This window comes from Microcoleus sp. AT8-B5 (genome assembly GCF_036705565.1).
Taxonomy (GTDB): domain Bacteria; phylum Cyanobacteriota; class Cyanobacteriia; order Cyanobacteriales; family Microcoleaceae; genus Microcoleus.
Genome location: NZ_JAUBUY010000073.1, coordinates 1 through 23,926, shown reverse-complemented (window position 1 = coordinate 23,926; position 23,926 = coordinate 1). Strand labels below are relative to the sequence as shown.

25 protein-coding genes are annotated in these 23,926 nt (G+C 45.4%); 11 read left to right on the top strand and 14 right to left on the bottom strand.

The annotated features are described in order from the left end of the window. The 3 genes from QUB39_RS28530 to QUB39_RS28520 all read left to right on the top strand — a co-directional run. On the top strand, positions 1–857 hold an 857-nt coding region (locus tag QUB39_RS28530; RefSeq protein WP_333212497.1), incomplete at its 5' end, for an IS701 family transposase. Positions 858–929: 72 nt separating this feature from the next. Beyond that, positions 930–1,814 carry a histidine kinase dimerization/phospho-acceptor domain-containing protein gene (locus QUB39_RS28525; RefSeq protein ID WP_333057229.1) on the top strand — a complete coding sequence of 295 codons (885 nt, stop codon included), beginning with the start codon at positions 930–932 and terminating at the stop codon, positions 1,812–1,814. A 297-nt stretch (positions 1,815–2,111) separates the two neighbouring features. Beyond that, positions 2,112–3,572 carry an IctB family putative bicarbonate transporter gene (locus QUB39_RS28520; protein ID WP_333212500.1) on the top strand — a complete coding sequence of 487 codons (1,461 nt, stop codon included), beginning with the start codon at positions 2,112–2,114 and terminating at the stop codon, positions 3,570–3,572. Positions 3,573–4,009: 437 nt separating this feature from the next. Here the strand turns inward: QUB39_RS28520 and QUB39_RS28515 are convergent, their stop codons facing one another. The 3 genes from QUB39_RS28515 to smpB form a co-directional block, all read right to left on the bottom strand. Continuing rightward, a complete protein-coding gene (locus QUB39_RS28515) occupies positions 4,010–4,237 on the bottom strand; it encodes an Osc7112_2153 family protein (protein ID WP_333057233.1) in 228 nt (75 codons plus the stop codon). Beyond that, positions 4,234–4,950 carry a tetratricopeptide repeat protein gene (locus tag QUB39_RS28510; RefSeq protein WP_333057234.1) on the bottom strand — a complete coding sequence of 239 codons (717 nt, stop codon included), beginning with the start codon at positions 4,948–4,950 and terminating at the stop codon, positions 4,234–4,236. The genes QUB39_RS28515 and QUB39_RS28510 overlap by 4 nt, the downstream gene beginning before the upstream one ends. An 830-nt stretch (positions 4,951–5,780) precedes the next feature. Beyond that, positions 5,781–6,248, bottom strand: coding sequence for an SsrA-binding protein SmpB (gene smpB / locus QUB39_RS28505; RefSeq protein ID WP_006631384.1), 468 nt, complete (start codon positions 6,246–6,248; stop codon positions 5,781–5,783). A gap of 142 nt (positions 6,249–6,390) precedes the next feature. Here smpB and xrtO point away from each other — a divergent pair, with 142 nt between their 5' ends. Together xrtO and QUB39_RS28495 are read left to right on the top strand one after the other, a co-directional pair. Further along, a complete protein-coding gene (gene xrtO / locus QUB39_RS28500) occupies positions 6,391–7,929 on the top strand; it encodes an exosortase O (protein ID WP_333057235.1) in 1,539 nt (512 codons plus the stop codon). Then, positions 7,919–10,816: a TIGR02921 family PEP-CTERM protein gene (locus QUB39_RS28495; protein WP_333212503.1), complete on the top strand. Its 2,898-nt coding sequence runs from the start codon at positions 7,919–7,921 to the stop codon at positions 10,814–10,816. The genes xrtO and QUB39_RS28495 overlap by 11 nt, the downstream gene beginning before the upstream one ends. Before the next feature lie 102 nt (positions 10,817–10,918). On the opposite strand, the gene QUB39_RS28490 is transcribed toward QUB39_RS28495, so the two are convergent. Beyond that, positions 10,919–11,221: a Rieske (2Fe-2S) protein gene (locus tag QUB39_RS28490; protein ID WP_333057237.1), complete on the bottom strand. Its 303-nt coding sequence runs from the start codon at positions 11,219–11,221 to the stop codon at positions 10,919–10,921. A 99-nt stretch (positions 11,222–11,320) separates the two neighbouring features. Continuing rightward, complete coding sequence (locus QUB39_RS28485; RefSeq protein WP_333057238.1) at positions 11,321–11,557, bottom strand: helix-turn-helix transcriptional regulator; 237 nt, start codon at positions 11,555–11,557, stop codon at positions 11,321–11,323. A 129-nt stretch (positions 11,558–11,686) separates the two neighbouring features. Here QUB39_RS28485 and QUB39_RS28480 point away from each other — a divergent pair, with 129 nt between their 5' ends. From QUB39_RS28480 to QUB39_RS28470, 3 genes are all read left to right on the top strand, one after another. Beyond that, positions 11,687–12,190 carry a DUF4365 domain-containing protein gene (locus QUB39_RS28480; RefSeq protein WP_333212505.1) on the top strand — a complete coding sequence of 168 codons (504 nt, stop codon included), beginning with the start codon at positions 11,687–11,689 and terminating at the stop codon, positions 12,188–12,190. Further along, the gene (locus QUB39_RS28475) at positions 12,187–12,729 is read left to right on the top strand and encodes a hypothetical protein (RefSeq protein WP_333057241.1); all 543 of its coding nucleotides are present in this window, start codon (positions 12,187–12,189) and stop codon (positions 12,727–12,729) included. Before QUB39_RS28480 ends, QUB39_RS28475 begins: the two co-directional genes overlap by 4 nt. A gap of 183 nt (positions 12,730–12,912) precedes the next feature. Then, on the top strand, positions 12,913–13,143 hold the full coding sequence (locus QUB39_RS28470; protein WP_445243053.1) for a DUF7336 domain-containing protein: 231 nt from the start codon (positions 12,913–12,915) through the stop codon (positions 13,141–13,143). 8 nt (positions 13,144–13,151) lie between these two features. Here QUB39_RS28470 and QUB39_RS28465 read toward each other — a convergent pair whose 3' ends face one another. The 3 genes from QUB39_RS28465 to QUB39_RS28455 all read right to left on the bottom strand — a co-directional run bounded on the left by QUB39_RS28465 (position 13,152) and on the right by QUB39_RS28455 (position 15,566). Beyond that, positions 13,152–13,820, bottom strand: a complete 669-nt coding sequence (locus QUB39_RS28465) for an HAS-barrel domain-containing protein (protein ID WP_190736623.1) — start codon at positions 13,818–13,820, stop codon at positions 13,152–13,154. A 352-nt stretch (positions 13,821–14,172) separates the two neighbouring features. Then, positions 14,173–14,364: an NAD(P)H dehydrogenase subunit NdhS gene (locus tag QUB39_RS28460; protein WP_015175937.1), complete on the bottom strand. Its 192-nt coding sequence runs from the start codon at positions 14,362–14,364 to the stop codon at positions 14,173–14,175. 131 nt (positions 14,365–14,495) lie between these two features. Continuing rightward, positions 14,496–15,566, bottom strand: a complete 1,071-nt coding sequence (locus tag QUB39_RS28455) for an Mrp/NBP35 family ATP-binding protein (protein ID WP_333057242.1) — start codon at positions 15,564–15,566, stop codon at positions 14,496–14,498. 282 nt (positions 15,567–15,848) lie between these two features. Here QUB39_RS28455 and hemF point away from each other — a divergent pair, with 282 nt between their 5' ends. Both hemF and QUB39_RS28445 read left to right on the top strand, forming a co-directional pair. Next, complete coding sequence (gene hemF, locus QUB39_RS28450; protein ID WP_333212509.1) at positions 15,849–16,892, top strand: oxygen-dependent coproporphyrinogen oxidase; 1,044 nt, start codon at positions 15,849–15,851, stop codon at positions 16,890–16,892. Between the two features lie 57 nt (positions 16,893–16,949). Next, complete coding sequence (locus QUB39_RS28445) at positions 16,950–17,312, top strand: STAS domain-containing protein (RefSeq protein ID WP_006631392.1); 363 nt, start codon at positions 16,950–16,952, stop codon at positions 17,310–17,312. A gap of 245 nt (positions 17,313–17,557) precedes the next feature. Here QUB39_RS28445 and QUB39_RS28440 read toward each other — a convergent pair whose 3' ends face one another. After that, positions 17,558–18,178 carry a chromophore lyase CpcT/CpeT gene (locus QUB39_RS28440; RefSeq protein WP_333057244.1) on the bottom strand — a complete coding sequence of 207 codons (621 nt, stop codon included), beginning with the start codon at positions 18,176–18,178 and terminating at the stop codon, positions 17,558–17,560. Positions 18,179–18,288: 110 nt separating this feature from the next. After that, on the bottom strand, positions 18,289–18,474 hold the full coding sequence (locus QUB39_RS28435) for a hypothetical protein (RefSeq protein ID WP_333057245.1): 186 nt from the start codon (positions 18,472–18,474) through the stop codon (positions 18,289–18,291). A 175-nt stretch (positions 18,475–18,649) separates the two neighbouring features. Here QUB39_RS28435 and psb29 point away from each other — a divergent pair, with 175 nt between their 5' ends. Further along, a complete protein-coding gene (gene psb29, locus QUB39_RS28430) occupies positions 18,650–19,363 on the top strand; it encodes a photosystem II biogenesis protein Psp29 (protein ID WP_333057246.1) in 714 nt (237 codons plus the stop codon). Positions 19,364–19,736: 373 nt separating this feature from the next. Here psb29 and QUB39_RS28425 read toward each other — a convergent pair whose 3' ends face one another. From QUB39_RS28425 to QUB39_RS28410, 4 genes are all read right to left on the bottom strand, one after another. Continuing rightward, a complete protein-coding gene (locus tag QUB39_RS28425) occupies positions 19,737–20,273 on the bottom strand; it encodes a late competence development ComFB family protein (protein ID WP_006631395.1) in 537 nt (178 codons plus the stop codon). Positions 20,274–20,479: 206 nt separating this feature from the next. Further along, positions 20,480–21,421, bottom strand: coding sequence for a M23 family metallopeptidase (locus tag QUB39_RS28420; RefSeq protein ID WP_333057250.1), 942 nt, complete (start codon positions 21,419–21,421; stop codon positions 20,480–20,482). Between the two features lie 464 nt (positions 21,422–21,885). Continuing rightward, a complete protein-coding gene (locus QUB39_RS28415) occupies positions 21,886–22,113 on the bottom strand; it encodes a hypothetical protein (RefSeq protein WP_333057248.1) in 228 nt (75 codons plus the stop codon). A 52-nt stretch (positions 22,114–22,165) separates the two neighbouring features. Then, positions 22,166–23,692 carry a phosphomannomutase/phosphoglucomutase gene (locus QUB39_RS28410; protein WP_333057249.1) on the bottom strand — a complete coding sequence of 509 codons (1,527 nt, stop codon included), beginning with the start codon at positions 23,690–23,692 and terminating at the stop codon, positions 22,166–22,168. Positions 23,693–23,926: the final 234 nt, after the last annotated feature.

Here is a 23,926-nt window from a genome sequence, read left to right as displayed (position 1 = left end):
GTCATCTATATGATGGTAAAAAGAGCCTGCCATTAGATATTGAATTATATAAAAAAGCCGACTCATTACCAGAGGGAAAGGAGGATCCTGAATTTAAGAAAAAGCCAGAAATAGCCATAAATTTAATCGACAAAACCTTAGCGAGAGGCTATAAACCAGGAATAGTATTGATGGATGCAGGGTATGGTAATAACACCAGTTTTTTACAAGAATTAGAAAACCGCAAATTAAAATACATCGGAGGAATCGCCAAAAATCGCAAAGTAATAATTCAAAAAACCGAAAATGAAACAGAGGAAATTCGAGCAGACAACTTAACAAAAGCCTTACCTGTAGAGGCTTTCACAAAAATTCAACTCAATCTCGAACGACCGAGAACAGTATGGGTAGCAATTAAAGAAGTCGAATTATCAAAATGCACGGGTAAGAAAGTAATAGCCATCGTCATGAATGCAGATACTTTCGAGACCGCCACTGAAATAGATTATTTGATGAGTAATGTAGACTTATCAAAAGCGACAGAGGAGTGGATAGTAAGAACTTATTCACAAAGAAATTGGGTTGAAGTTTTCTATCGGGAAGCTAAGGGCTGGTTGGGGTTAAATGAATATCAAGTCAGAGATGAAATCAGCCTGAAAAGACATTTCATTATGGTGTTTTGTGCCTACACTTTCATTCTCTGGCATACCTTAACAGGAGGATTAAGGCGCAAATGGGCAAACAAACCTTTAAACACTTTTAGTGATGCACTCGAAGCATTTCGGACAGCCATATCTTTTAGGTTTGTGAAATGGTTGAACCAAAATTGGGACGTATTCTCCGCTTATAAAGCCAGTTTAGGCTTTGTTTGGGCTTAAAATTTGTTTAAGTCCCGATAGGTCTAATGAACCGCAAACCCTCACTCGACAATGAACCAATAAAAATTAACGATGACTAACAAACCTATCGATTTGTCTACTAACTCAATTAAAGTAAAACTGCTAAATAATTTAGCGCAGGAATTGCTCACACCACTCACTTCTGTCCTCGGCATGGCAAGTGTGTTGAAACAAGAAATTTATGGCCCCTTAACGAGCAAGCAAAAAGAATATATTGACGTGATCCAAGACAGCAGCCGCTCTTTGCGATCGCTAGTTGAAGAAATTTTGGAACTGGCAGAACTAGATGATTCCGCTTTCACATTGAAGCGAACCGCAGTCGATATAGAAACTCTGTCCCAGCAGGTTGTGACAATCCTGTCCTCGGCGGCAAGTAGACGAGAGCAAGAAATTAATTTGTCGATGGGGCCCGGGTCGCGCATCTGGTTGGTAGATAAAGATAAGGTTCAGCAAATGCTGCACCACTTAATTTTTAGCATTATTCAATCTGCTGGGGCAGGCAGCGTGATTCGAGTCCACGTTTCTCGGAAAGAAGACGGTATCAACATCGGAGTGTGGGTTTTTCATCCTTGGTTAGGGGAAAGTTTGCCCCATGCTAAACTCTACACCGACTACTTGTTGAAGGCCGGATCTGGTAGCGGTTCGCCATCGAACTCCGAAACCGACTCTCCCGGAGAACCGCAACTCCCGACACAGGGTTCGCAGCGATTAACGCTGGCGTTTTCTGAGTTGGCGGCTTTGGCGGCGCAGAATGCAGAGGATAGTGCACCAGTGTTAGCTGGTTACGGGGCGCGCGAACGCTTGGGGCTGCTGCTTTGCTGCCAATTGGTGGAAATTCAAGGCGGCCAACTCTCGATTCAAGGAACCCCGGAATCTGGATATCGCTACGTGCTCTGGCTGCCTTGCACAAATGCTACGGAATTGTTGGAAGGCTAAAGAAGGAAGAAGGAAGTTCGGCAACGGATTTTCTAACGGATGTAACGGATGGAAAGAAGAAGGAAGATGAAACAAGTCATTTGTTAATTAATACTGAGATGTTGCACTATTCTCAATAAGGCTTTTAGGCGCGGGCTCGCGTGTCCCCCCACAATAAATTTATTCTTTGTGGATCCGACAAGAAAAGCCTTAAGAGAGAATAGTCCAAGATGGGAGTTACTACCAATTGTCGATGCTTTTAGACTCAATTCCCAATTCCCGATTCCCAATTTCCAATTACCAATAATCAATCTAAAAATGAATTCAGTTTGGCAACAGTTAACTCTGGCAAATTTGCCGCTCTCTCAGTGGCAAAGTAGAAGTTATTTATTCAATTTGGCGATCGGCTCTTTACGCAGTTGGCGGCAGAGTAGCTGGCTGATGCAGTGGGCAGAACCCTTGGGTTTTGTTTTGCTGGCCTTGACTTTCGGTTTGGCGCCGTTTGTAAACAATGCCTTGGTGGGGGTGTTGATGGCGGCTAGCGCTGCATTTTGGGTGCTGCTAACTGTTTCGGACGATCGCCCGATCGCCTTGAGGCCGATTTACTTGCTGGTACTGCTGTACTGGGGCATAGCCACCGTCGCAACGGCGATGTCGCCGGTGAAAGTCGCCGCTGCTACTGGTTGGAGCAAGCTAACCCTGTATTTGCTGTTTTTTGCGCTGATGGCTCGGATCTTGCGAGATCCCCGTTGGCGATCGTGGTTAATTGCCGTATTTTTGAACGTCTCTTTAATTGTCAGTTTCTACGGCGTGCGGCAGTGGATTGACAAAGTGCCGCCATTAGCTACTTGGAACGATCCGACTTCTACTCAAGCCAATGTCACGCGAGTTTACAGCTTTCTGGGAAATCCTAATTTGCTTGGTTCCTATTTGCTGCCAGCCATTGCATTGAGCGCTGCCGCACTTTTTGTGTGGAAAGGATGGGGAACAAAAATTTTAGCGCTGACGATGCTGGTGGTGAATTGCGCGTGTTTGCGCTACACGGATAGCCGGGGTGCTTGGATCGGTTTTGTGGCTCTACTGGTGGTATTTTTAGTGCTGCTGTGGTACTGGTACAGCCCTTTGATGCCTCGGTTCTGGCGAACTTGGGCGCTGCCGTTAGGGTTAGGAGGTTTGGCTGGGGCGTTAATTTTAGGAGTGGCTTTAGTGGAGCCTCTGCGCGATCGAGTTTCGAGTATGTTTATTGGTCGAGGTGACAGCAGTAACAATTTTCGGATTAATGTGTGGACGGCGGTGATTGACATGATTCGCGATCGGCCAATTCTGGGAATCGGGCCGGGAAACACTGCTTTTAATAAAGTTTACCCGCTTTATATGAAGCCGAGATTCACTGCTTTGAGCGCTTACTCGGTGCTGCTGGAAATTGTGGTAGAAACCGGTTTTATCGGTTTAATGTGTTTCCTGTGGCTGATGACTGTCACCGTCAATCATGGTTTGTTGCAGATCAAAAATCTGCGGGATGCACAATTTAACATCTCTAATTTAGAGGAAGAATCCCAAAATCCCAAATCTCAAATCCAAAATCTCAAATCGAATCAGGGGTTTTGGTTGATTGGGGCGATCGCCACTTTAGCAGGCATGATGGCCCACGGTTTTGTCGATACAGTTTGGTACCGGCCGGAAGTTAATATGCTTTGGTGGTTGATGGTGGCGATTATTGCTAGTTTTTACAGCACCTCGCACCAGCAGCAAGATTCAGCTTTGACGGAGGGCGAGTAGATAGAATTGCTGGCGGGGTTTTATCCCCGCCCGGTGGCAGGGCGGTTTCATTCTCAGGGAAATAATCGTTTTGTAGGGGTAGTGCCAAGAATGCCTACCCCCTCCACGAATGATCAAATCGATGTTTCAAATATCGGGAATCTTCACCAGGGTTTGTCCCTTGGTCGAATGAAACAGCCCTGCGCCCGGTGTGGATGCCAGCAATAGCCTAGACAGCAATGATTAAGAGTTATAACAGTTCCAAAAAAGAATGCAGCTTTATGCAAGCTGCAAACCATTATCGCCATAAGTTATTTCCAATTCTTCAATTCTTAATCTCACATCTCAAATGCTATAAGGTGCGGACGGCGCACCCTGCATACTTACTACTACATACTACATACCTGTTGCTGTAAAGTGGTGATGGTACACTCTACAAAATTTATTGAAAATAACTCTTATTCTTCGCTCTCCGGAGTCATGATGAATCTCGGACACGCATATTTTCCACCATTTCTATCTCTGCACTGTCGCATCGACTGATCCGAACTCAACAGCATTTCGACTGATTGATTAAGGGCAGGTTTAACAGTCGCAGGAGTTGGCACTGCTTTTGAGGCTTGACTTAGCTCCAGTACCGTTATAATTGCCAGTATGGTTGATGAAAGCAAAACTGTGCGTTTCATTTTTTTGTTTTTTCCTCGTTTAATCGTTGACGTGCCATCCCTATCCATATATCCTCATCGAATTCTTGAGAATCCGCATACTTTAGACAAATTTTCCACTGCGGTAGCGCTTCCTTCGTATTTTTTATCTTTTCTAGGACTTGCGCTTTTAAGCAGTAAGTTGCTGGCCCTTCACTATCAATTTTAATCGCTTCATCCAGATGCTGCAATGCCTCTGAATATCGACCCTGTTCCAGGCGAGCCCATCCCAAGTTTTTGAGTAAAGAATATTTTACTCGATCGTCCTCAGCTAATTTCAAACCTTGCCACAGGAAGTGAACTGCAGCCGGATAGTTTTTTTTATCGACTATATATAACCTAGCCAGGTTGCTGTAAGCAGCAGGCAGACCGAGTTTTGCAGCTTGCAGATATTTTTCTCGGGCGCACTCTAAATCTTGCACCTCTTCGCAAAGCCATCCTAAATTGTAAAGAGCTGTGCGGCTTTTTGGATCTACCCAGAGCGCTAACTCATATGCTTGTTGAGTATCAGCGAATCGATTGGCTTTGTAGTTTTCAAAAGCCCTATTATTAAAAAAAGATGCCAGCTCCGGCAACCCAATTTGCCAGCCGCCAAAGCCTACTGCTAGCATCAGCAAGAAGGCTCCCCACTTGGAGTTATTATGCTTTTTTACTGGCTCTTTCATGGCATTGAAAATGTTAGCTAATGGTGTCATTTTTAGCATTTTTTAACTTGAGAGTTGGGCGATATTTTTTGACCAGATTTAATTGCCACCCTAATGGCATATAATCTTACGAAATGACTCAGGTTTGAGTCCCTTTCTTATAAGAGTTTGTGAGTCCACAGCCGAATGCTTGGGTAATGTTCCCACTACCCAGAGGTATTCGAGCATAGGTTAACCATTCCTGAGACTCCACAAGCCATCCGGATATTTTCAGAAAAAAAGAACCGGGAAGCAGAAAGCAGATAGAACTCTTCTCCTTGTCTAAGTAATAATACTTAGGCAGCAGTCGATCGACAGTATGCGACTGTATGAGGAGATACAGCGTATTCCAGGTTTATGAAGTGTAGAGGGACTTACCCTGGGCCGTTTCCCTACGGGGAGCGAACGAGCTGGGGTTTAGTTAATCAACATAGAATTTGCTGTAAGGAATGAGAATTAAATAACTTCCACTCTTGAAAGTGGGATGGGCTCTTATAGCCCGTCATGAGTGGACGGGCTATAAGAGCCCATCCCACAATAACAATTAAAATTGTAAGTTATTTAATTCGCGATCCTAAGATGGACTGCGGTGAAATAACTCTAATTAAGTTTGTAGTGACGATGGAAGTCCTCAACCTCCTCCCTTGAGGATTTTGAAAAATATTATAATGAGTCATGAACCGAAATCGATTTAAAATAGCCAATCATTAATCAGCAATCACCCATCATGAACCACTAATGACTCCTGACTAATAAACATCTCCATAAATTAAATTTCTACCTTCCAGTAGCAAAGGTTTGAGTTTATTTTTTGGAGATGTCTAATAACTAATGACTAATGACTAAAATTGCTTCATCGCTCTTTCCATATCCCGCTTATCTTCGCGTTTCTTCAAATCTTCGCGCTTGTCGTACAGTTTTTTCCCTTTACCCAAACCGATATCCAGTTTTACCCAGCCGCCTTTCAAATACATTTTTAACGGCACTAAAGTCAAGCCTTTTTCTTCGACTTTGCCGATTAATTTGCGAATTTCCTGCTTGTGCATCAGCAATTTACGAGTGCGGCGGGGTTCGTGATTAAAATAGTTGCTAGCACTTCTCCAAGGCGAAATGTGAACGTTGATCAGCCACAGTTCCCCGTTCCGAACTAAACCATATCCGTCGCGCAAATTGGCTTTTCCTTCCCGAATAGATTTGACTTCGGTGCCCTTCAACTCGATTCCCACTTGGTATGTCTCTATAATTTCATAGAGATGGCGCGCTTGTCGGTTATCGCTAACAATTTTGTATCCTGGACTTTTTTCGCTCATTTTTACCTCCGATAAAATTAATTATTATAACGCTAGCTTCTCTGTAGAGAAAATCGAAGCTTGACAAAACTTAAATAATCGGTCTGGACATTACCAATTTGGCTGAGCTAAGATGTCACCAACGTGAATATCAAGCGGTATCATGCAGCGCACCAATATCACTGATTCTGCAATTCCAGATTCTGTTACTCCTCATCCTGCGGTTAATTTGGTTTGGCTGGCTCCTTTTTTGCTGGCGCTTGCTTGGTTTTGGGCCAATATCTCGGCTGTTAAGTGGCTGTTATCCTCGTTTGTTGAGATACCCACACTATATAAAATAGTAATTGGCTTTCTGATTGTAGCATTAGTAGTGCGATCGAGCGGGAACTCCGCTCGCCCCTTCGGATTTTCACCCAATTTCGTTTTAAGGCGAGATCCGCTGCTGTTAATGTTGGGTGCGGGTATTTGCTCGATCGCCCTTCAGTACATAATTGATATCAAACAAGTTACTGTCCTGCTATTTATCCTCGGAACTTACGGGCTGTGCGGCTTATTGGTGGATTCCAACTTTTGGCGAAAAAACTTACCAATTGCGGGCTTGCTTGCTTGTATTTTACCATTTAATAGTCAGTTGAATAGCGGCTTAGGTTTGCCCGCGCGAGTCCTCACTGCTCAGGTAGTAGAACAGTTGCTTTCTCTGCTGCACATTGGGGCTATTTCTTCTTACGATATTATCATTTTGGAAAACGGCATCGCTCAGGTTGACGTGCCTTGCAGCGGCATTAAAACTCTCTTAGTGGGAACGCTATTTTTGCTTGCTGCTACCTGGCTAGAAGGGCGTAAATTGAGTTTAAAATGGCTAGCAGTCGGCGCTGCTAATCTCTTAATGTTGGTATGTGCTAACGCTGCGCGGGTTGCCGTGTTAGTCCTGGTTTCAGAAGTTTTTCAACAGCCCAACATAGCACAAATTATGCACGTTCCTCTGGGAATTGTCGGTTTAGTATGTGCTTGTTTTGTGACGTGGTTAATGCTGCAACGAGTACCGAAATTTCAGCCAGAAAAAACCAGCGGTACTTCTGCAAAACCCAACTCAGAAAGACTACAAAATCACCCTTTAGCAAAACCCGGAATAATTGCAGCAGTCACAGTTTTGGCACTCATGGCTCAACTGTCTCATGTAGAAACGTCAAAAATGGCGATCGCACCTTTAACATTACCTGAATACATTAAATCAGAGTCGATTTCCCTGAATCCTAGCGAACAAAAATTCTTTGGCAACTATCCAGACACGCAAACACAAAAAATCAGATTTGTCGCCGGCAACTTGCGCGGTTCCATGCTCACCGTAGCGAGCACATCCTGGCAAACTTATCACGCCCCCGAGTTGTGTTTTGTAGCGAGCGGAATTCCCGTCAATGGCATAGAAAAAAAACAACTAACTCCTTCCGTAACAGCGCGCTGGCTGTCTCTCAAAAACAACCAATTATCAGCAGCATACTGGCTGCAATCTGCACAGCTAACTACAGATAACTTCATGTCCCGTATCGGCAGCGACCTTACCCACAAAAACCACAATTGGGTGCTAGTTTCCATTTTATTTGACAGTTCGCTACAAGCCGAGAATCAGGAAGTAAAAGAGTTTGCTGGTAACGTCTACGATACCGTTAAACAAAGCTTACAAGGAGAAATAAATGAAAATTAAACAGGTGTTTGATGGAGTTTTTAAAACAATTTTTTGGCTGTGGAATTTGACATTTTTATCGATTGTTTACTTGGGAATTTTGCCTATTCTAGGAGTGCCATTAATTAAGGCGACAATCGATGGCACTATCCCCCTAGAGTTTTCTTTGACGATGGCAGCTACGATCGCAGTACCCACCCTATGTACTGTAATAGGAGCTAGGCGTTTTCGCAAGCAACCCCTACAGCTAATGCGTTGGTTTTACGGCGTAGAAGCACCGCTATTTTTGCTTTGTTTGCTGCGCTTGTTTTTGCTGCGAGAACTCACCCCAGCTAGTTCTCAAATCATCGCTACTATTGCTTTGTGCATTGCAGCATTTTCAGTGGAAATGCTGTACGGATATCTGGGTAAAAGAGAAAATGTGCAAAATATTTTCGATTCCCAGAATTCCCATAATCAACAGCCTCGTATTTTCAACTTAATCGGAGAAAAGCGAAGTGCGTGGCTGCAATTAGGATGTCACAGTTTAATGGTAGTAGTTGGCACTTGGGCGGCAACATTGCTGCTTTATTACGCTGTACCTGTGGCATTGTATACACTTTATGGATTCTTATTTGTCGTCATTCAATTTTTCAAGTTTACATGGGTTTCACCATTTCTGGAGATGTTTAAATACGGGGCGTGGGCCTCGGCTTTAATTTGGATACCGCTATCGTTTATATTGTTTGGTTTAACCTGTAGCTTATTCGTTGTCATGCCTTCGCTGTACGGATTTCTCTACATTCATTCCGGGCGGAAAATATGGCAGAGTTTTGCTGCACAATACGGGAAAAATAAAGCACTAATCGGAAGTTTGGGAGTCATAGCAGCTTGGCTGGCTATTTTCTCAGCTTTGCAGCAGCAGCCACAAGTTGCAGCGCTGAAAATGCTGGCGACTCCCCCCGCAAATGACACGGTTCGCCAAACTTTATTAGCCAAGTCTGATATGATTCGATCCGGCTTAGTTAACGCTTATTTGTCCCCTTACCGCTACCTGAGCACGGTAGGAGAAAACAACCACATTTATGAGATATACAAAAATATTTGGATTTTCCCTGACGCAGCGGCTCAAACCTTGCAGAACAGCTATAATTTTTTAATGTCGCCGTTTTTGTATCAAGGCTCTAGTGCTGATGTGGAAAAAGCAGAAAAACTCTACGGCGAATTCTTCGATACGGAACTGCAAAAAGGCGACACAGAAGCAGTAAAACACGCGGTGCAGTCAACCTCAAATCGTGAAGAAGCGAAAGCCGGTTTGCTGAATGTCAATCAGGAAAAAGTATGGTTGCAGTCGCAAGAAGTTACAGTCAAAGAAAACGGCGACTGGGCTGACGTTCAACTCTACGAAGTTTACAAAAATCAAACGCCGAACTTGCAAGAAGTATTCTACTACTTTTCCCTGCCGGAAAGCGCCGCAGTTACAGGAGTTTGGCTGGGAGATACTGGCGATTTAAACAAACGTTTTGTATTTACGGTATCGCCTCGCGGTGCAGCCCAACAAGTCTACAATCAACAGGTAGTAGAAAGAGTCGATCCGGCTTTGCTAGAACAAATTGGCCCCAAACAATACCGCTTGCGGGCTTTTCCAATCCCGGCTAAACGAGAATTCACCCAAACAGAAGGGCCAACGGAAATGCACCTGTGGCTTACTTACAAAGTCATGCGCCAGCCCCAGGGTTGGGCGATGCCTGTTTTGGCTGAAAAACGCAACATTTTTTGGAACCAAAATACTCGCCGCACGATCGCCGGAAAAGAGGTAAAATACAGTCGCAAAGAAGCAAGAGAAACTTGGCTACCACACTTTTTGCCCGCAGTCGCACAGCAACCGCTAACCGTGCAGCAGGCGATTCTACCGGGAGGAAATATCATTTCTGCTAAGCCGTTGGCTGATGCAAATTACTCGCTACCGCAAGGCAAGAAATTTGCAGTTATTCTCGATACTTCCCGCAGCATGGCGGCGGAAAGTAAGGAAGTAAAAGAGACTTTTGAATGGTTGAAAGCTAATGCAGCAGGCAAAAATGGTGTTGATGTGTATGTCGCCAGCGCTGCGGGAATGCCACCTAAGTTTGTGGAAGATGTACGCAATTTCGATGCGGCAAAGGTGACATTTTATGGTACAATCCAGCTCAAAGATATGCTGCAACAGTTTGCACAGTTGCGGGGCGATAAAAGTTACGATAATGTATTTTTGGTGAGCGATCGCCACAGTTATGAATTGTCGGACGATCGCAAACTTAAACTTTCCATCTCTTCACCCCTATGGACAGTGCATTTGGGAGGTTTGCCCCCCGGCTACGACGACGCAACATTGAAGGCTATTCAAGATAGCGGTGGCGGAGTTTCTACAGATATGAAAGAGGCGATGCAGCGAGTAGCAACGACAGCAGCTTCGGGCGAATCTACAGTTAGCGTTGTTGACGGCTATGCTTGGAGTTATGCCAAAAATTCCAAATCAGAAAAGACACTCAAATCGGGGGCTGTTACAGAGCTAAAAGATACCGGAAATGAAGGGTTTAAACCCATAGCTGCGCGGCAGTTGATAACTGCACTTAGCAAGCAGAAAAATTCAAATCAATTGACGCAATTGGATGCGATGCACGCAGTAGCTAAAAATTTCAAAGTGGTGACTCCGTATTCTTCGATGATTGTGTTAGTTAATGACGCGCAAAGGGAGCAGCTAAAGGCAGCGGAAGCTAAGAGCGATCGATTTGACAGAGAGGTAGAATCGGGTAAGGAACAGTTGAGTAAGCCGAATAATCCTCTGAATGTTTCGGGGGTTCCTGAACCCGAAGAATGGCTGCTGTTGACGGTAGGTGCGATCGGGCTTTTGGCAGTTTTTCTCCGTCAGCGGCGCGCGAAAACGGTATAAAGTACACATGGGCGCAGAAACCGGGTTTTTACCTAATTTAGGGTGTGTAACAAAGTATTTCGTAAAAAACCCGGTTTCTTTGTCGGAGTCCGTAAGTCCTGACTAATTTATTTCTACAAAAACTCGATCGCCCTCAATCTTTACCGGATAAGATTCCAGGGAATCGGCGGGTGCATTCAAACATTTACCCGTATCTAATTTGTACTGATATTTGTGAAACGGACAGGTAATGATACCGTTGCTGACTTTACCCATGTCGATCGGATATTCTAAATGAGTGCAAGCATTGCGGTAACAAGTGACATTCATGCCTTGACGGTTCAAAATCACTGAAGTTTCGTCAACTTTTACCTTCAAGACACCCCATTCGGGAACTTGATTTAGCGCTGTTATTTCTAGCCACATATAATCTTCCTCGCTTTAAATAAATTATTGCAAATTCATGGGCGATCGTCCTTGAATGCAGCAAGGGCGATCGGTGGGGCGCTCTCCACACCTGAGAACCTAACCGTTTTCCTCGCCATTTCCCAGGTACAACCTGACGAATTCATCAGCCGCCTCCCGATTGAATGTCTGCAACGCTTGCTTAATCGCAAATACCGCCTCAGCGGATGGATCTCGTTCTTCACTCACCCAACGGCTAACGTTTGAGCGATCGATTTCCATCTTTGCCGCCAATTGATATTGACTGATATCGTATGCCTCTAATATTTTTTTGAGGGCTTTACCTGCTCTTGCCATGTTCCCGATTTTGTCAGAGAGTCATGCTCCTGTAAACGTTGCTGATTGTCATCTAGGGCGCTACACTAAGGTAGGAGCGAGATCATCCCGTGCCAGTTATGCTTGAGATAGACTAAACAAATAGCGATTGTGGACATTAACCAGCAAAAAGAACAGTTCAGTTATGCGTATATTTATGCAGTTGCTGCCTCGGCTGGCTACTCCTTCCAGATAGCAGCTAGACTATTAGATTTTGACGGCATCGATATCATTCTTGCTGGCGGTATGGGAAGTGGAATTATTCGATATCCCCGACTTGAACTCCAGGTAAAATGCACATCTAGGGATGTGATTGGACAGGAAGCAATTAGATATCCGCTCGAAGTCAAGAACTACAATGAATTGAAAGTAGAAAATATTCATACTCCCCGACTGTTAATCCTTGTAGTCGTACCCGACAATTTAGACAATTGGCTAATCCAATCTCAACAGGAACTTTGCCTGAAATATTGCGGTTATTGGGTTTCTCTGCGAGGTCAACCCCCAACCCAGAATCAAACCACTGTTACAATTTCCATACCCAGACAGAATATCTTTAATGTAAATGCTCTTACCACCCTCATGCAGCTAATAGAAGCAGGCGAAACTCTATGATAGTCACCGTTCGAGATCCCGAAATTCTCAAAAATCTACAGCCAGAAATTGTGCGTACTTACCTCGAAACGCATTGCTGGCAAGAAGTGCGACAAATTGACGATAAAGCTTCTCTCTGGAATCGCCACAGCGAAACCTCAGAAGAGTTAGAGATTCTGCTACCATTAAAACCAGAATTTTTAGACTTTCCCCGCCGGATGGCTGAAGTTTTACAAACCCTAGAAATTGCTGAAAATCGTTCCCAGATCGAAATCCTCAGCAATCTCTTGACATCAGCTCCTAACATTACCATTCAAGGCATAGTTACCAACTTGCAAGAAGGATTATCAGCAGGAAAATTAACTTTGACGGGCGTTATTGTTGGCAAGCTGCGGCGCATTCAGTTAGAACTAGCAGAACCAGTCTACGAACTGGCAGTCAAAGCTTATCAAGCCAGAATTCCGGTTATTTGTCAAGGCAATTTAGTTAAACAAGGTCGCTCTTTTTTACTGCAAAATACCCATCACTTTACATTAGATTTAGATGCCTGGTTGGAATGAATGCTATGTACTATAATCCAATACGCTTGGGTTAAGGAAAATTGTAGCGGAAATGTTGGGTGGAGTGAAACGGAGGGTTCGTTCCACGGGCCCAACCTACGCACGATCGGTTTTTTTAGCACTAACTGAACCGTATTGTACTATAATCAACCTAAAGAGCGATTGTGAAAGGATTTTCATAAAATAATTAATGTCTTTATTCTTGAGCACGTCCATGAATTGGGAGATGACCGCGAAGACTTAAAAATTATCGGTATTTATTCGACTAAAACATTAGCCGAATCTGCTAAGGCAAGAATGCTCTCCCAACCCGGTTTTATAGATGCTCCAGAAGGCTTTCATATAAGCTGTTATCCCTTAGATAAAGACCACTGGAACGACGGCTATGTCACTGTTTATTATTCTGATTCTTAACCTTTTCCCTACGGATGAATCTGACTCAAAATCACCCTCAACCTGTCATAATCATCCTTCAACAAAACACTCAAACTCCTCCCCGCTTCCACCAACCAAGATCGATCGCGCATCCGCAACTGATAAATCTCCCGAATCGCCGCCGCCGTCAGCGCCTCCACCGGCGCATTAGTCACACCCAGCAGCGTCCTCAAAAAATCCAACTGCACCGTAAAATCAATCACCTCATCCGGTTCGCAGCGATAAACCGCCTGGTGAATTTGCGGCGGGCGCGGCGGCAAATACTGATAAATTTTACCCCTCGATGGGCCGTGACCGTTCAACCTTTCCGGCGCAGCCTCAAACCCCACAATCGCCACTCGAAACTCGGTTTTTAGCATCGCAAAAATCTGCGGTTGTTCTTCCCGCAACTCTTCGAGGGACAAACCCAAAGCGCGAGCTCTGTGCACCGAGTCGATCGGGCTAGTCGTAGCGTAATAAACCACGCCGTAAATTTGATTTTTCGACTCTTCATCCTCGGCCTTCACCCAACTCCCAAAAGGCGGCATCACGGGAAAACTTAAATCTTCCGGTTCCAAACATTGAGCCAAAAACTCCGAAGTTGCCGTCTCGATCACCTCAGCAATGCGATCGGGATGGCGCTCTTTTGTAGCAAATTGGGGTAAAGGTAAACGCATAGTTTTAGTGATTAGTCATTAGTTATTAGTCATCAGTCATTAGTCATTAGTTTTGTGTTAGTTATCAATGCTATTGGGTCAGTGGCATAGACTTGGGTACTTTGGCAATTAAAGGAATTACGAATAACTTCTATATGTAGGGTGCGCACTGCGCACCTTACCCCTATAAGAAGTGCATTAAATCATTTTTTGCGTCTAGGACTGAATGACCAATTACTAATTCCTCTAGTGTTGGACTCACGCGGGTCATAAACCCGGTTTCTTCCTAGATATTTCGCTACTAAACCAAGATTTCCTGCCGAAACCGGGTTTATGAGGCGTCAATCCTGTCCCAATGACTAATGACCGCTGACTATTTCGCGCGGCCAGCCGTAGCATCGACAAGTTCCAACTGCGACAGGCGGAACGTAATCAGCTTGTCCCAATTCCCGCCTTCAAACAGTACCGCGACCTTTCCGTCGCTAACTCGCTGGACTTGTCCTTGAAAGGCGTAGTAAATCTCACCCTTATCTTTAACTCGAACTGCCGAACCTGGAAAAATCATAATTCTTTGAATGTTAAGTTTGCTCTTTATAGCTTACCGTTTCTCGTTTCTAGTTCCCAAGCAGAGCCTGAGAACTAGGCAAATCTTCGTCAAGCCGAAGACACGAGGCAAAGCCCAGAAACGAGAGTTTGTTAGGCTAAGGCTGCTACGGAAACTTTACCGGCAATGCGGCCCGCGATCGCCCGCAACTCCCTAGCTGAAGCAGAACCCGGTTGCCCCACCACGATCGGCACCCCCGAATCGCCACCTTCCCGCAACGGAATTTCCAGCGGAATGCGGCCTAACAGCGGCACTCCCAACTCAGCAGCAGTCTTTTCCCCGCCACCCGAACCGAAAATATCGTATTGCTTATCGGGCATATCGGGTGGCACAAAATAGCTCATGTTTTCCACAATTCCCAACACCGACACTCCCAACTGCTGGAACATCTTTAACCCCTTGCGGGAGTCCAACAAAGCGACAGTCTGCGGCGTCGTCACGATCACGACACCGGCCATCGGCACAGCCTGCGCCATTGTCAACTGCGCGTCTCCCGTACCCGGAGGCATATCGACAATCAGATAGTCTAAATCGCCCCAATTCACCTGATAGAGGAACTGCCGAATGATCCCGTTCAACATCGGGCCGCGCCAAATCACGGGTTGGTCTTTGTCAATTAAAAACGCCATCGACACTAATTTGACGCCGTAGTTGAAGGCGGGTTCGAGGCTTTCCCCGCTTTTTCCGTCCCTAACCATCACTTTTGCGTCCCCCAAACCCAACATATTGGGGTCGTTGGGCCCATAGATATCCGCATCCAGCAAACCCACCTTAGCGCCGGTTTGGGCTAGCGCTACTGCGACGTTTACCGCCACCGTGCTTTTGCCGACGCCGCCTTTGCCGCTGGATATTGCGATAATATTTTTCACGCCTTCAATGCCTTGGCGATCGACCACTCCCTTCTGCTGCGGCGTCTCGGCTGTCACCTCCACTGCCACTTTTTCGACTCCTGGCAACTGTTTGACCGCTTTTTGGCAATCTTCGACAATAAATTCTCGCAGCGGGCAAGCAGGCGTTGTCAGCACTAAAGTAAAACTGACGACACCGCCGTCAATTTTTATGTTACGAATCATGTTCAATTCCACCAAACTCTTTTGCAGTTCGGGGTCTTGCACGGGTCGCAGGATTTCTAAGACTGAACTAACATCGAGTGTATTGGGCATTGTGTTCTCCACCATAGCTCTGCAATTGGGTTTGCGAATTTTCGATCGCAGGTTTAAGTATATTTTTATTGCTATTTTTTAATGTAACTTCATAGCGATCGTTTGCAGACCTGCGGTGGCATAATTACATGACGACAGGATTTGGGACTCACGGTCAATCTCAAACTCAAATGCGATCGGCAAGAATTTCTACGACCGAAAGCAATTTGGTCACAATAGGCGAATTGAGCCGTGGTCGCAATTCTTCAATTCTTCAATCTAAAATCTTAAATCTTAAATCGGATGACAGTTTCTACCACACTTAAAACCGCCACTTCCCCGTTTTTGCCGCCCGCTGACTCTAGAGCTAGAGTCAGCCAATTTATGAAAACCCTACAAGACGAAATTTGTCAATCCCTCGAACAGCTCGATGGCGTTGGCAAATTTAAGGAGGACTCTTGGGAACGCTCCGAAGGCGGCGGCGGACGTTCTCGCGTCATGCGCGAAGGCAATATTTTTGAACAAGGGGGAGTCAATTTTTCCCAAGTTTGGGGCGAAAGTTTGCCGGCTTTGATTCTGGCAAAGCACCCAGAAGCCGCCGGTCACGATTTCTATGCAACTGGCACTTCGATGGTGCTGCACCCCCGCAATCCATACTTGCCGACGGTTCATCTGAATTATCGCTATTTTGAGGCCGGTCCGATTTGGTGGTTTGGCGGCGGTGTGGATTTGACTCCTTATTACCCGTTGGCTGAGGATGCAGCTCATTTCCACAAAACTCTGAAAGCAGCTTGCGACAAACACCATCCCGGATATTATCCGACATTTAAACTTTGGTGCGACGAATATTTCTATCTCCCCCACCGCCAAGAAACCCGCGGCGTCGGCGGCCTGTTTTTTGACTACCAAAGCGCTCAAGGCGCGCTTTACCGCGACCATCATGTCAAAGGCAAAGCCGCTGAGTGCAGCAACAACATCGGCGTCCCGGAACCTAGGACTTGGGAGTCGCTGTTCGCCTTCGTACAGGACTGCGGTCGGGCATTTTTGCCGGCTTACACCCCCATAATTGAAAAGCACCGATCGAAAGAATACGGCGAGCGCGAGCGTAATTTCCAACTTTACCGCCGCGGCCGTTACGTTGAATTTAACTTGGTGTACGATCGAGGCACGACCTTTGGTTTGCAAACCAACGGACGCACCGAATCGATTCTCATGTCCCTGCCACCTTTGGTACGCTGGGAATACTGCTACGAGCCAGAACCCAACTCTCCAGAAGCCGAACTCTACTCCAAGTTCTTAAAACCGCAAGATTGGGCGAATTGGATGCCTCAGCAGTCACCGACCTGAGTTAAACTACTGGGACAGTAACCACCGCGATAGATAATAAATTTGAGGGAAGGGTCAGTGATTCATATTGATCAAAAAACCCACACGCTTCAAGACGGTACAACAGTTATCGTCTTAGCACCGACAGGACGGTTGGACATCACTACAGCTTGGCAATTCCGCCTCAAGTTGCAAGAGTGTATTTCCAAACTTAGCCGCCATGTTGTAGTGAATCTTGGTCAGGTTAACTTTATCGATAGCTCTGGCCTGACCTCACTTGTAGCAGGTATGCGGGATGCGGATAAAGTTAAGGGAAGTTTCCGCATTTGCAATGTTCATCCAGAAGCCAAACTGGTGTTTGAAGTCACCATGATGGATTCTGTGTTTGAAATCTTTGAAACGGAAGAAGAAGCTCTAGAGGGGGTGCCGCGCGCAAGTTAACTACTCCCGCTGGCATCGGTTGCGGTGTAAGCGCAATTTAAGCTTGAGGCTCACAAAAAGCGCCGGAACCCTGCACAAGAACAGGAAGCAGGTAAATTATTGCCAGCTTCCTTATGCTTTCTTCCTTTCTTGAGAGGTTGAGAGGTTCACCAAAACACTAAAGTAGAAGAATAGGTCAAGGTAAAGTCTTGCCTTCTATCCTAGATAGCTATATTTTTCTTCCTAGTTTCTTGTTGCTTCTTGCTTCAAACCAATATCTCAGCAGCAAAATCCTGACGCTTGACAAATCTAAAAGGGCCCATTAAAGCTCCCCAGATAGCCTTGCCTGTGGTGGGGCTTATTCCTTTGTCGTAGCTGAGAAATTCCTCGCCTGCGGCTTCAAATCCCAAGTCTACTTGGTAATTTTGCCCCCCGTAGGCAAAGCCGCAGCGAGTGCCCTCCGGCAAAGATGCCCGAAATCGATAGCCGTTTGAGGCTAAATTTTGCACCGCAACCGAGAGGGTGCAGCCGGGAAGGAGTTGGATTTGCTCCTTCGTTAGCTTTCCAAGCAAGTCGGGGTTGCAACCGGCTCCTTTGACGGCTGTAATGTCGTTGAACATATAATACTGAGCTTCGATAAGTTCCGGCGCTATCTGTGAGTGCCTCAGTTGCACGATGCGAGGGCGGTATGGCTTGTCTAATTCCAGAATGTTGGCTTGTTCGGCAAACAGGGCAATGCTGGGTTCGGAAAATAAAGGAACGGGTAGTGGTCTTTGCCACATACGAAGGTGGACGTACCACGCCGGCTCTGCTAGCGCTTGTTCTCGGTTGTCAAATTCGCCCGCCATGTACTGGGCTAAAGCTATTAATTCAGGAGAAATTGTCATGTTTGTTTTTTGAGGATTAGGGATTGACAAGAAAAAGTTATTGTGATATGTAAAACCATATCAAGGCTGGGCAAGTCAGAAGATGAGATTTATGAGCGATCCCAGAAGAGCTATGATTGTAAAGATACTGGGTTTTTTCCCTCATATTGCGACATATTAATTGTTGCTGCCGATCGCGCGTAAAATATTTTTGATAAAATTTTGTCTCGCAATCCGGCGGCAACGCTTAAAAAACTGGCAAATTTTGTCAGCCCGATCGCCGAATTGACCCAGCCCAACAACGGATACCGTGCCACTTACTTAAGTCGTGGAAAGATAAAAATTTTAGACCAAAGTTCAAGCTCCCAGATTTATCTGTGGGGTAAATCTAAAATCTAAAATCTAAAATCTCAAATCGACTGACTCCCCCGACTTTACTCACGCCGCGCTGGCACGCCCGCTACGGCAAAATTATTTATCTATAAGACTCAGGTGAACAATAACCGTACTGTTTCAGATACTAAGCGAAGTTTCTATACGATTCACACTCGACCGATCAACTCAATTTACCGTCGAGTGGTGGAAGAGTTGATGGTAGAAATGCACTTGCTTTCGGCGAATGCCGATTTTCAATACGACCCGATTTATGCTTTGGGTGTAGTGACAGCTTTCGATCGATTCATGCTTGGGTACGCCCCAGAAGCAGACAGACTTTCGATTTTTAACGCTTTATGCAAGTCCCTAGAAGACGATCCAGAGCGCTACAAGCAAGACGCTCAGCGATTGGAAAGCTTGGCGGATAGACTTTCGGGCAAAGAGTTGCTCTCGTGGCTCGATCGCTCGACCAGCTTTGAAGATACAGCGGATTTGCAAGCGTCTTTAGGGGCGATCGCCAGCAACCCTCAATTTAAGTACAGCCGCTTGTTCGCGATCGGTTTGTTCTCGCTATTAGAAAAAGCTGACCCTAACTTGGTAAAAGACCAAGAAACGCGAAACGACGCGATCGCCAAAGTCAGTGCGGCCTTGCACCTGCCAGAAGACAAAGTTAGCAAAGATTTAGATTTGTACCGCAGCAATTTGGAAAAAATGGCCCAAGCACGAATAGTGCTTCAAGATGTCATCCAAGCGGAACGGAAAAAACGCGAAAAACGAGAGACAAAAGTTACCGCTGGTCCTTCGGCTGACTCTTCTGACAGCAGCAATTAATCGTTTAAAAGAAGTTCGGCAGCGGATTCGCTTTCTTCGGATGTAACTGATATCTTGCACCATTCTCAATTAGCCGTAGGGGCGGGTTCGCCAACAGCCTGAAAGCTTGCAAATAGGTTCTATAAACCCGCCCGACCCACGAAAAATCCTCTTATTGATATTGCTGCAAGATGTCAGATGTAACCGATGTCACGAACAAAGAAGAAGGAGTTTTTTATTTTTTACATAAAATAGAAAACTCTTAAATTTTAATTTTTTGTTTTTGAATTCTGGTTTCTGCCATCTGATGAATCTTGCTGGCTCAGAAACTAAAAATCCCGCTTTCTGAATGGAGCGGGATCGACTTAATCAAAATAGAGCTGTTGGATTGGTACTAAGGCTGGGGTTCAAAATTAGTGGCGTTAGCTTGCAGCCAAGTGCTTAGCTGTGAAAGAACTTCGTTTCCAGAAGACTTGCCCAAAGCTGTGGGGTTTGGGGTGTCGGGCCTGTCCAAGTTGCGGGCGATCGCTGCGTTGACTTCTTTGGAAATCAAATCGTGAAGTTGCTCTTTAGCCCTAGCCCTTTGAAAGTGAGCTCCCTCTTCAGTCGTAGCGTACAGAGGTGGCAGCCTATTTAAAGCATAAGCTGCAATATCTCCCACATCCAGACTCAGGTCGCTCGTCGCCTCAATTTCGGCCACCCTAGCGATCGCATCGCTGAGCACCAACTCTTCCATCACGTTGATGAACTGTTTGCGTGGCAGAACCACAACTTCGCCAGTCAACAAAGATCCCATCAGACGATCGAGAGCCATGTACTCTTCGATCGACAATTCCGAAGCCGTATTGCAGATCCGTCCCACCTCAGCTTCCATAGACGGCGTTAAATAGCCATCTTGCAAAGCCTGTTCAACAATTTTTTCAATACTCATATATGCGTCCCCGCTCAACGGCATCATCAATAAAGTTTTGTGAAGACGCGATTGTTAGCGTCTTGAGATTCGAGTTTTGAGAGTTGAGTTGAGAATTTTTATACAAATCCTAACTCAATACTGATAACCCATAAAGTTATCTGCACACCCCAGCACAAACTTACCCCATAATTGACTGATAAATCCGTCAAAACCTGTAAAAACTCCTACTCAACTCCCTGAAGCCGCCAAGGTACAGGATCGACGGCCTGCCCGTGCACGTAAAGTCCCCAATGCAGGTGAGGGCCTGTGGAAGCCCCCGTTGATCCCAGAGTACCAATTACTTGACCTGCTTTCACGACATCGCCTTCCTTGACATCAATCCGGGCCAGGTGCATCAAAATACTGGCTACCCCCTGGCCGTGGTCAATACCAACGACATTGCCGTGGATTTTGAACCCTTGGGATTCGCGTCCCACTAGAGACACGCGACCTGCTGCTGGTGCCACTACAGGGGAACCGTAAGCACCCGCGTAATCAACGCCGCGGTGGTAGTAGTCTTGAGCAAATACCCCATTATAATAACGTCGCACCCCGTAAATAGTAGTAATTTCGCCGGAGTTGGGGCGCAACAATTTGCCGTCCCAAAATTTTTCGGGTGTCACGAGTGCTTTAAATGCGTCTACGCGATCGAACTCCGCGTCTGTACCTTCGCTGTCTTTCCCAGGCGGTAGCCAGATGGATTGAGTAGGAAAATTTCGATCGCGCACTTGGAGACTCAAGTTCTGCACTTGTCCGTCACCTGCGACTTGGATTTGGCGAGCACCGGGTTTCTCTAGGGGCGTCGTCGGTAGCAGGGCCCGAAAGCGGCCGTTGCCGATCGGAAAAGCGGGGTAGTTTTTTTGCTGTAGAGAAACTGTTGGAGTTTCCCCGCCGTTACCGTCAACCTGAATCATTACTGACAGCGTATCTCCCAGTTGGGGATTTGTCGGCGTCACAACTACCTGCAAAGCTTGTACCGGCAGGGCAAAACTCAGAAAGCCAGCAACAATTCCCCCGATCGAACCAGCGGTTAGCTTGTTTGCTTTCAACTGCCCCCACCGCAAAATCCGACCCGTAATTATTTCCGTACTTAGCCCGCAGTTGTCTCGATTCACAGTCATTACCATCACTAGCAGTCCTTAACCTTTCTCTCGCTGATATATTTTTAACTATCTAGACTAACTCTAGCAATCCGCAATAAAAATTTCTGTAGTGCGGGGAGGAAAGCCCGCTTCAGCCAGACGCTCACACTACCGTTTCCACTACAAATTTAGGAGAACCCAAGTTTCAACAGAAACACTCTTCATGTCTAAGCGGATGGGATTATATTTTATCAGTCCTAGCTACTGTTACATAACTTTTAACAATTGCTATTAGTTATATTTCACGGCGCTACAACAAAATTATTTTTAATTCCTCTGCTGTTAAATCACTTCTTTCTTGGCAGTTTATTTTCGGATAACCTTGCTAAAACTCTCTAGTTATTGTAGCCTACTTTTGAGTAAATAGTATTAATTCCCAATTTTTCAATCTCACATCTAAAATGGTAGGAGATAAAAATTGAGAATTGCTATAATTTGATTACCTAAATTTACAGAGATTCAAAGGTAGCGGTGAAACCATCTAAGGTCAAGCATTCTTCCATAAATTCCTCTACATCGTTGACATTCTCAAGCTGATATTCCATGATGCGTTGACCATCACCTTTCATCTTTTTGGAAGAGGAAGGCGTGGCAGGATATTTGGCAGCGATCGCTTTGAAAGCTTTGGAATGGGTATCCCAGCTTTCAGCAGAACATTTTATGATTAAAAGCCACATGATTAAATTCCTCCTTGGGTTTGGTTTACTAATAGTCTAACACGAGTAAAACTTAGAGCGATAGTGCCGAAAAATCAAGGGATTCTGTTGTTTTGAAAAAAGCTAAAAGCCGAGCGACTATGTGAGCAACACCACCCTTAACATTAGACTCAACATTCAAAGGCATCACCGGATCGTGGAGTGATAAGCGTAACAGAAACCAGCCAGATTCGCTAGGTGACGTGCAGGAAATTCGCAAACCTTCGTAGTTATTGGGAACTATTTTCCAGTCTGCTTGGGTTGAGACAAATTGTTGCAGTTGTTCAATAACGCGAGATCCGTGAGCCTTGAAATCCTCCACACCAATTTTAATCCGAAATTCGGCACTTTCTTCTGGTTCTTTTAAATTCGCAATTAAATCTGGCAAAGATTGGTTTGCTAGCTTTGACTTAGCCAATTCAATCAATAATTTGCTGACCAAATAAGCGCCATCATCCAGAAAGTAATTTTCTTTCAAAGCTCCATGTCCAGAGGTTTCAATCGCCAGCCATGATTCCTGTCCGGCTTCATTGAGGCGAATCGACTCGTCAATCACATTTTTGTAGCCGCGTTTAAAGCGATGGTGAATTCCTTTTAAATCTTGTTCGATGAATTGTGTCAAGCCATCGGAGGTGATAGAATCGGTGACAATGGTAGAGCCTGGGTGTTCTTGTAATATAATGGCAGAAATCAAGGCAATTAAGCGATTGCGATTGAGTTCCTTGCCAACTTGATCGACGGCCGCACTGCGATCGACATCGGTATCAAAAATAATCCCAAAATCAGCTTGATTTTCAATTACCGCTTGACAAATTGACTGCATTGCCTGTTTATCTTCGGGATTTGGCACATGATTGGGGAAAGTACCATCGGGTTCTAAAAACTGACTGCCCGTAGTGTCTGCACCTAAAGGTTTTAAGACTTTATCAACATAAAAACCACCAGCACCGTTGCCCGCATCCACAACAATTTTTAGTCCTGTCAGCGGCTGCTCAAAGTTATCGGGATGATTGACTGCTTCCCGGATTTTTGTAACAAATTGGTTAGCATAAACAGAGATGAAATCATGCTTTGTAATGTTACCGGGCGATGCGGCTGGCTGGAATTTATTGCTTTGCGCTATTCCTAAGATATCTGTAATATCCTGTTTTTGTAACCCACCTTTGGCGGTGAAAAACTTTAAGCCGTTGCGATTAAAGGGCAAATGGCTAGCAGTGAGCATAATTGCGCCGTCGCAATCAAAACCAGGGGTAATGGTACTCATAAACATGGCGGGGGTTGAGGCCATGTCAAAGTCGTACACTGTTGCCCCAACTGAGGTGATTCCCTCCATGACAGCTTGCATTAAGGTTGGCCCTGATAGGCGACTGTCACGCCCGATCGCGATCGTTAATTCTGCCGCTGGTTTCTTGACTTTTTGCACCAGCCAACTGACAAATGATTTACCTAAGATTGTCGCAATTTCGGGGGTGAGGTTGACTTTTTCATTGGGAACGCCTTCGAGGGCGATACCGCGAATGTCTGAGCCATTTTGAAGTTTTGTCCAGTTGAAGTTTTGCATAATAATTGATGGTAAGTAAAAAGATCGGAGTCGGCGGTAGAAACTGATCGTACAAACTTTCGTTTGCTGCTAGACGGTTCGAGTCAGTTTCGCCGATCGTCTTTCGCGGACTAATAAATAAACAGGGGAGAAATTTGGGATTTGGTATTATATCATGTCCGGTGTGCGATTCGTTTAACCTAAATGGGTAGGTTCTCCTATCCAGGGACGGTTAGCCTAACTCCTAGAAGTTAG

Bases quoted from the DNA above. Each gene is read 5' to 3' on its own strand.
- QUB39_RS28525 (WP_333057229.1), top strand. From the start codon at position 930: ATGACTAACAAACCTATCGATTTGTCTACTAACTCAATTAAAGTAAAA.
- QUB39_RS28520 (WP_333212500.1), top strand. From the start codon at position 2,112: ATGAATTCAGTTTGGCAACAGTTAACTCTGGCAAATTTGCCGCTCTCT.
- QUB39_RS28515 (WP_333057233.1), bottom strand. From the start codon at position 4,237: ATGAAACGCACAGTTTTGCTTTCATCAACCATACTGGCAATTATAACG.
- QUB39_RS28510 (WP_333057234.1), bottom strand. From the start codon at position 4,950: ATGACACCATTAGCTAACATTTTCAATGCCATGAAAGAGCCAGTAAAA.
- smpB (WP_006631384.1), bottom strand. From the start codon at position 6,248: ATGAGCGAAAAAAGTCCAGGATACAAAATTGTTAGCGATAACCGACAA.
- xrtO (WP_333057235.1), top strand. From the start codon at position 6,391: ATGCAGCGCACCAATATCACTGATTCTGCAATTCCAGATTCTGTTACT.
- QUB39_RS28495 (WP_333212503.1), top strand. From the start codon at position 7,919: ATGAAAATTAAACAGGTGTTTGATGGAGTTTTTAAAACAATTTTTTGG.
- QUB39_RS28490 (WP_333057237.1), bottom strand. From the start codon at position 11,221: ATGTGGCTAGAAATAACAGCGCTAAATCAAGTTCCCGAATGGGGTGTC.
- QUB39_RS28485 (WP_333057238.1), bottom strand. From the start codon at position 11,557: ATGGCAAGAGCAGGTAAAGCCCTCAAAAAAATATTAGAGGCATACGAT.
- QUB39_RS28475 (WP_333057241.1), top strand. From the start codon at position 12,187: ATGATAGTCACCGTTCGAGATCCCGAAATTCTCAAAAATCTACAGCCA.
- QUB39_RS28465 (WP_190736623.1), bottom strand. From the start codon at position 13,820: ATGCGTTTACCTTTACCCCAATTTGCTACAAAAGAGCGCCATCCCGAT.
- QUB39_RS28460 (WP_015175937.1), bottom strand. From the start codon at position 14,364: ATGATTTTTCCAGGTTCGGCAGTTCGAGTTAAAGATAAGGGTGAGATT.
- QUB39_RS28455 (WP_333057242.1), bottom strand. From the start codon at position 15,566: ATGCCCAATACACTCGATGTTAGTTCAGTCTTAGAAATCCTGCGACCC.
- hemF (WP_333212509.1), top strand. From the start codon at position 15,849: ATGACAGTTTCTACCACACTTAAAACCGCCACTTCCCCGTTTTTGCCG.
- QUB39_RS28440 (WP_333057244.1), bottom strand. From the start codon at position 18,178: ATGACAATTTCTCCTGAATTAATAGCTTTAGCCCAGTACATGGCGGGC.
- QUB39_RS28425 (WP_006631395.1), bottom strand. From the start codon at position 20,273: ATGAGTATTGAAAAAATTGTTGAACAGGCTTTGCAAGATGGCTATTTA.
- QUB39_RS28420 (WP_333057250.1), bottom strand. From the start codon at position 21,421: ATGGTAATGACTGTGAATCGAGACAACTGCGGGCTAAGTACGGAAATA.
- QUB39_RS28415 (WP_333057248.1), bottom strand. From the start codon at position 22,113: ATGTGGCTTTTAATCATAAAATGTTCTGCTGAAAGCTGGGATACCCAT.
- QUB39_RS28410 (WP_333057249.1), bottom strand. From the start codon at position 23,692: ATGCAAAACTTCAACTGGACAAAACTTCAAAATGGCTCAGACATTCGC.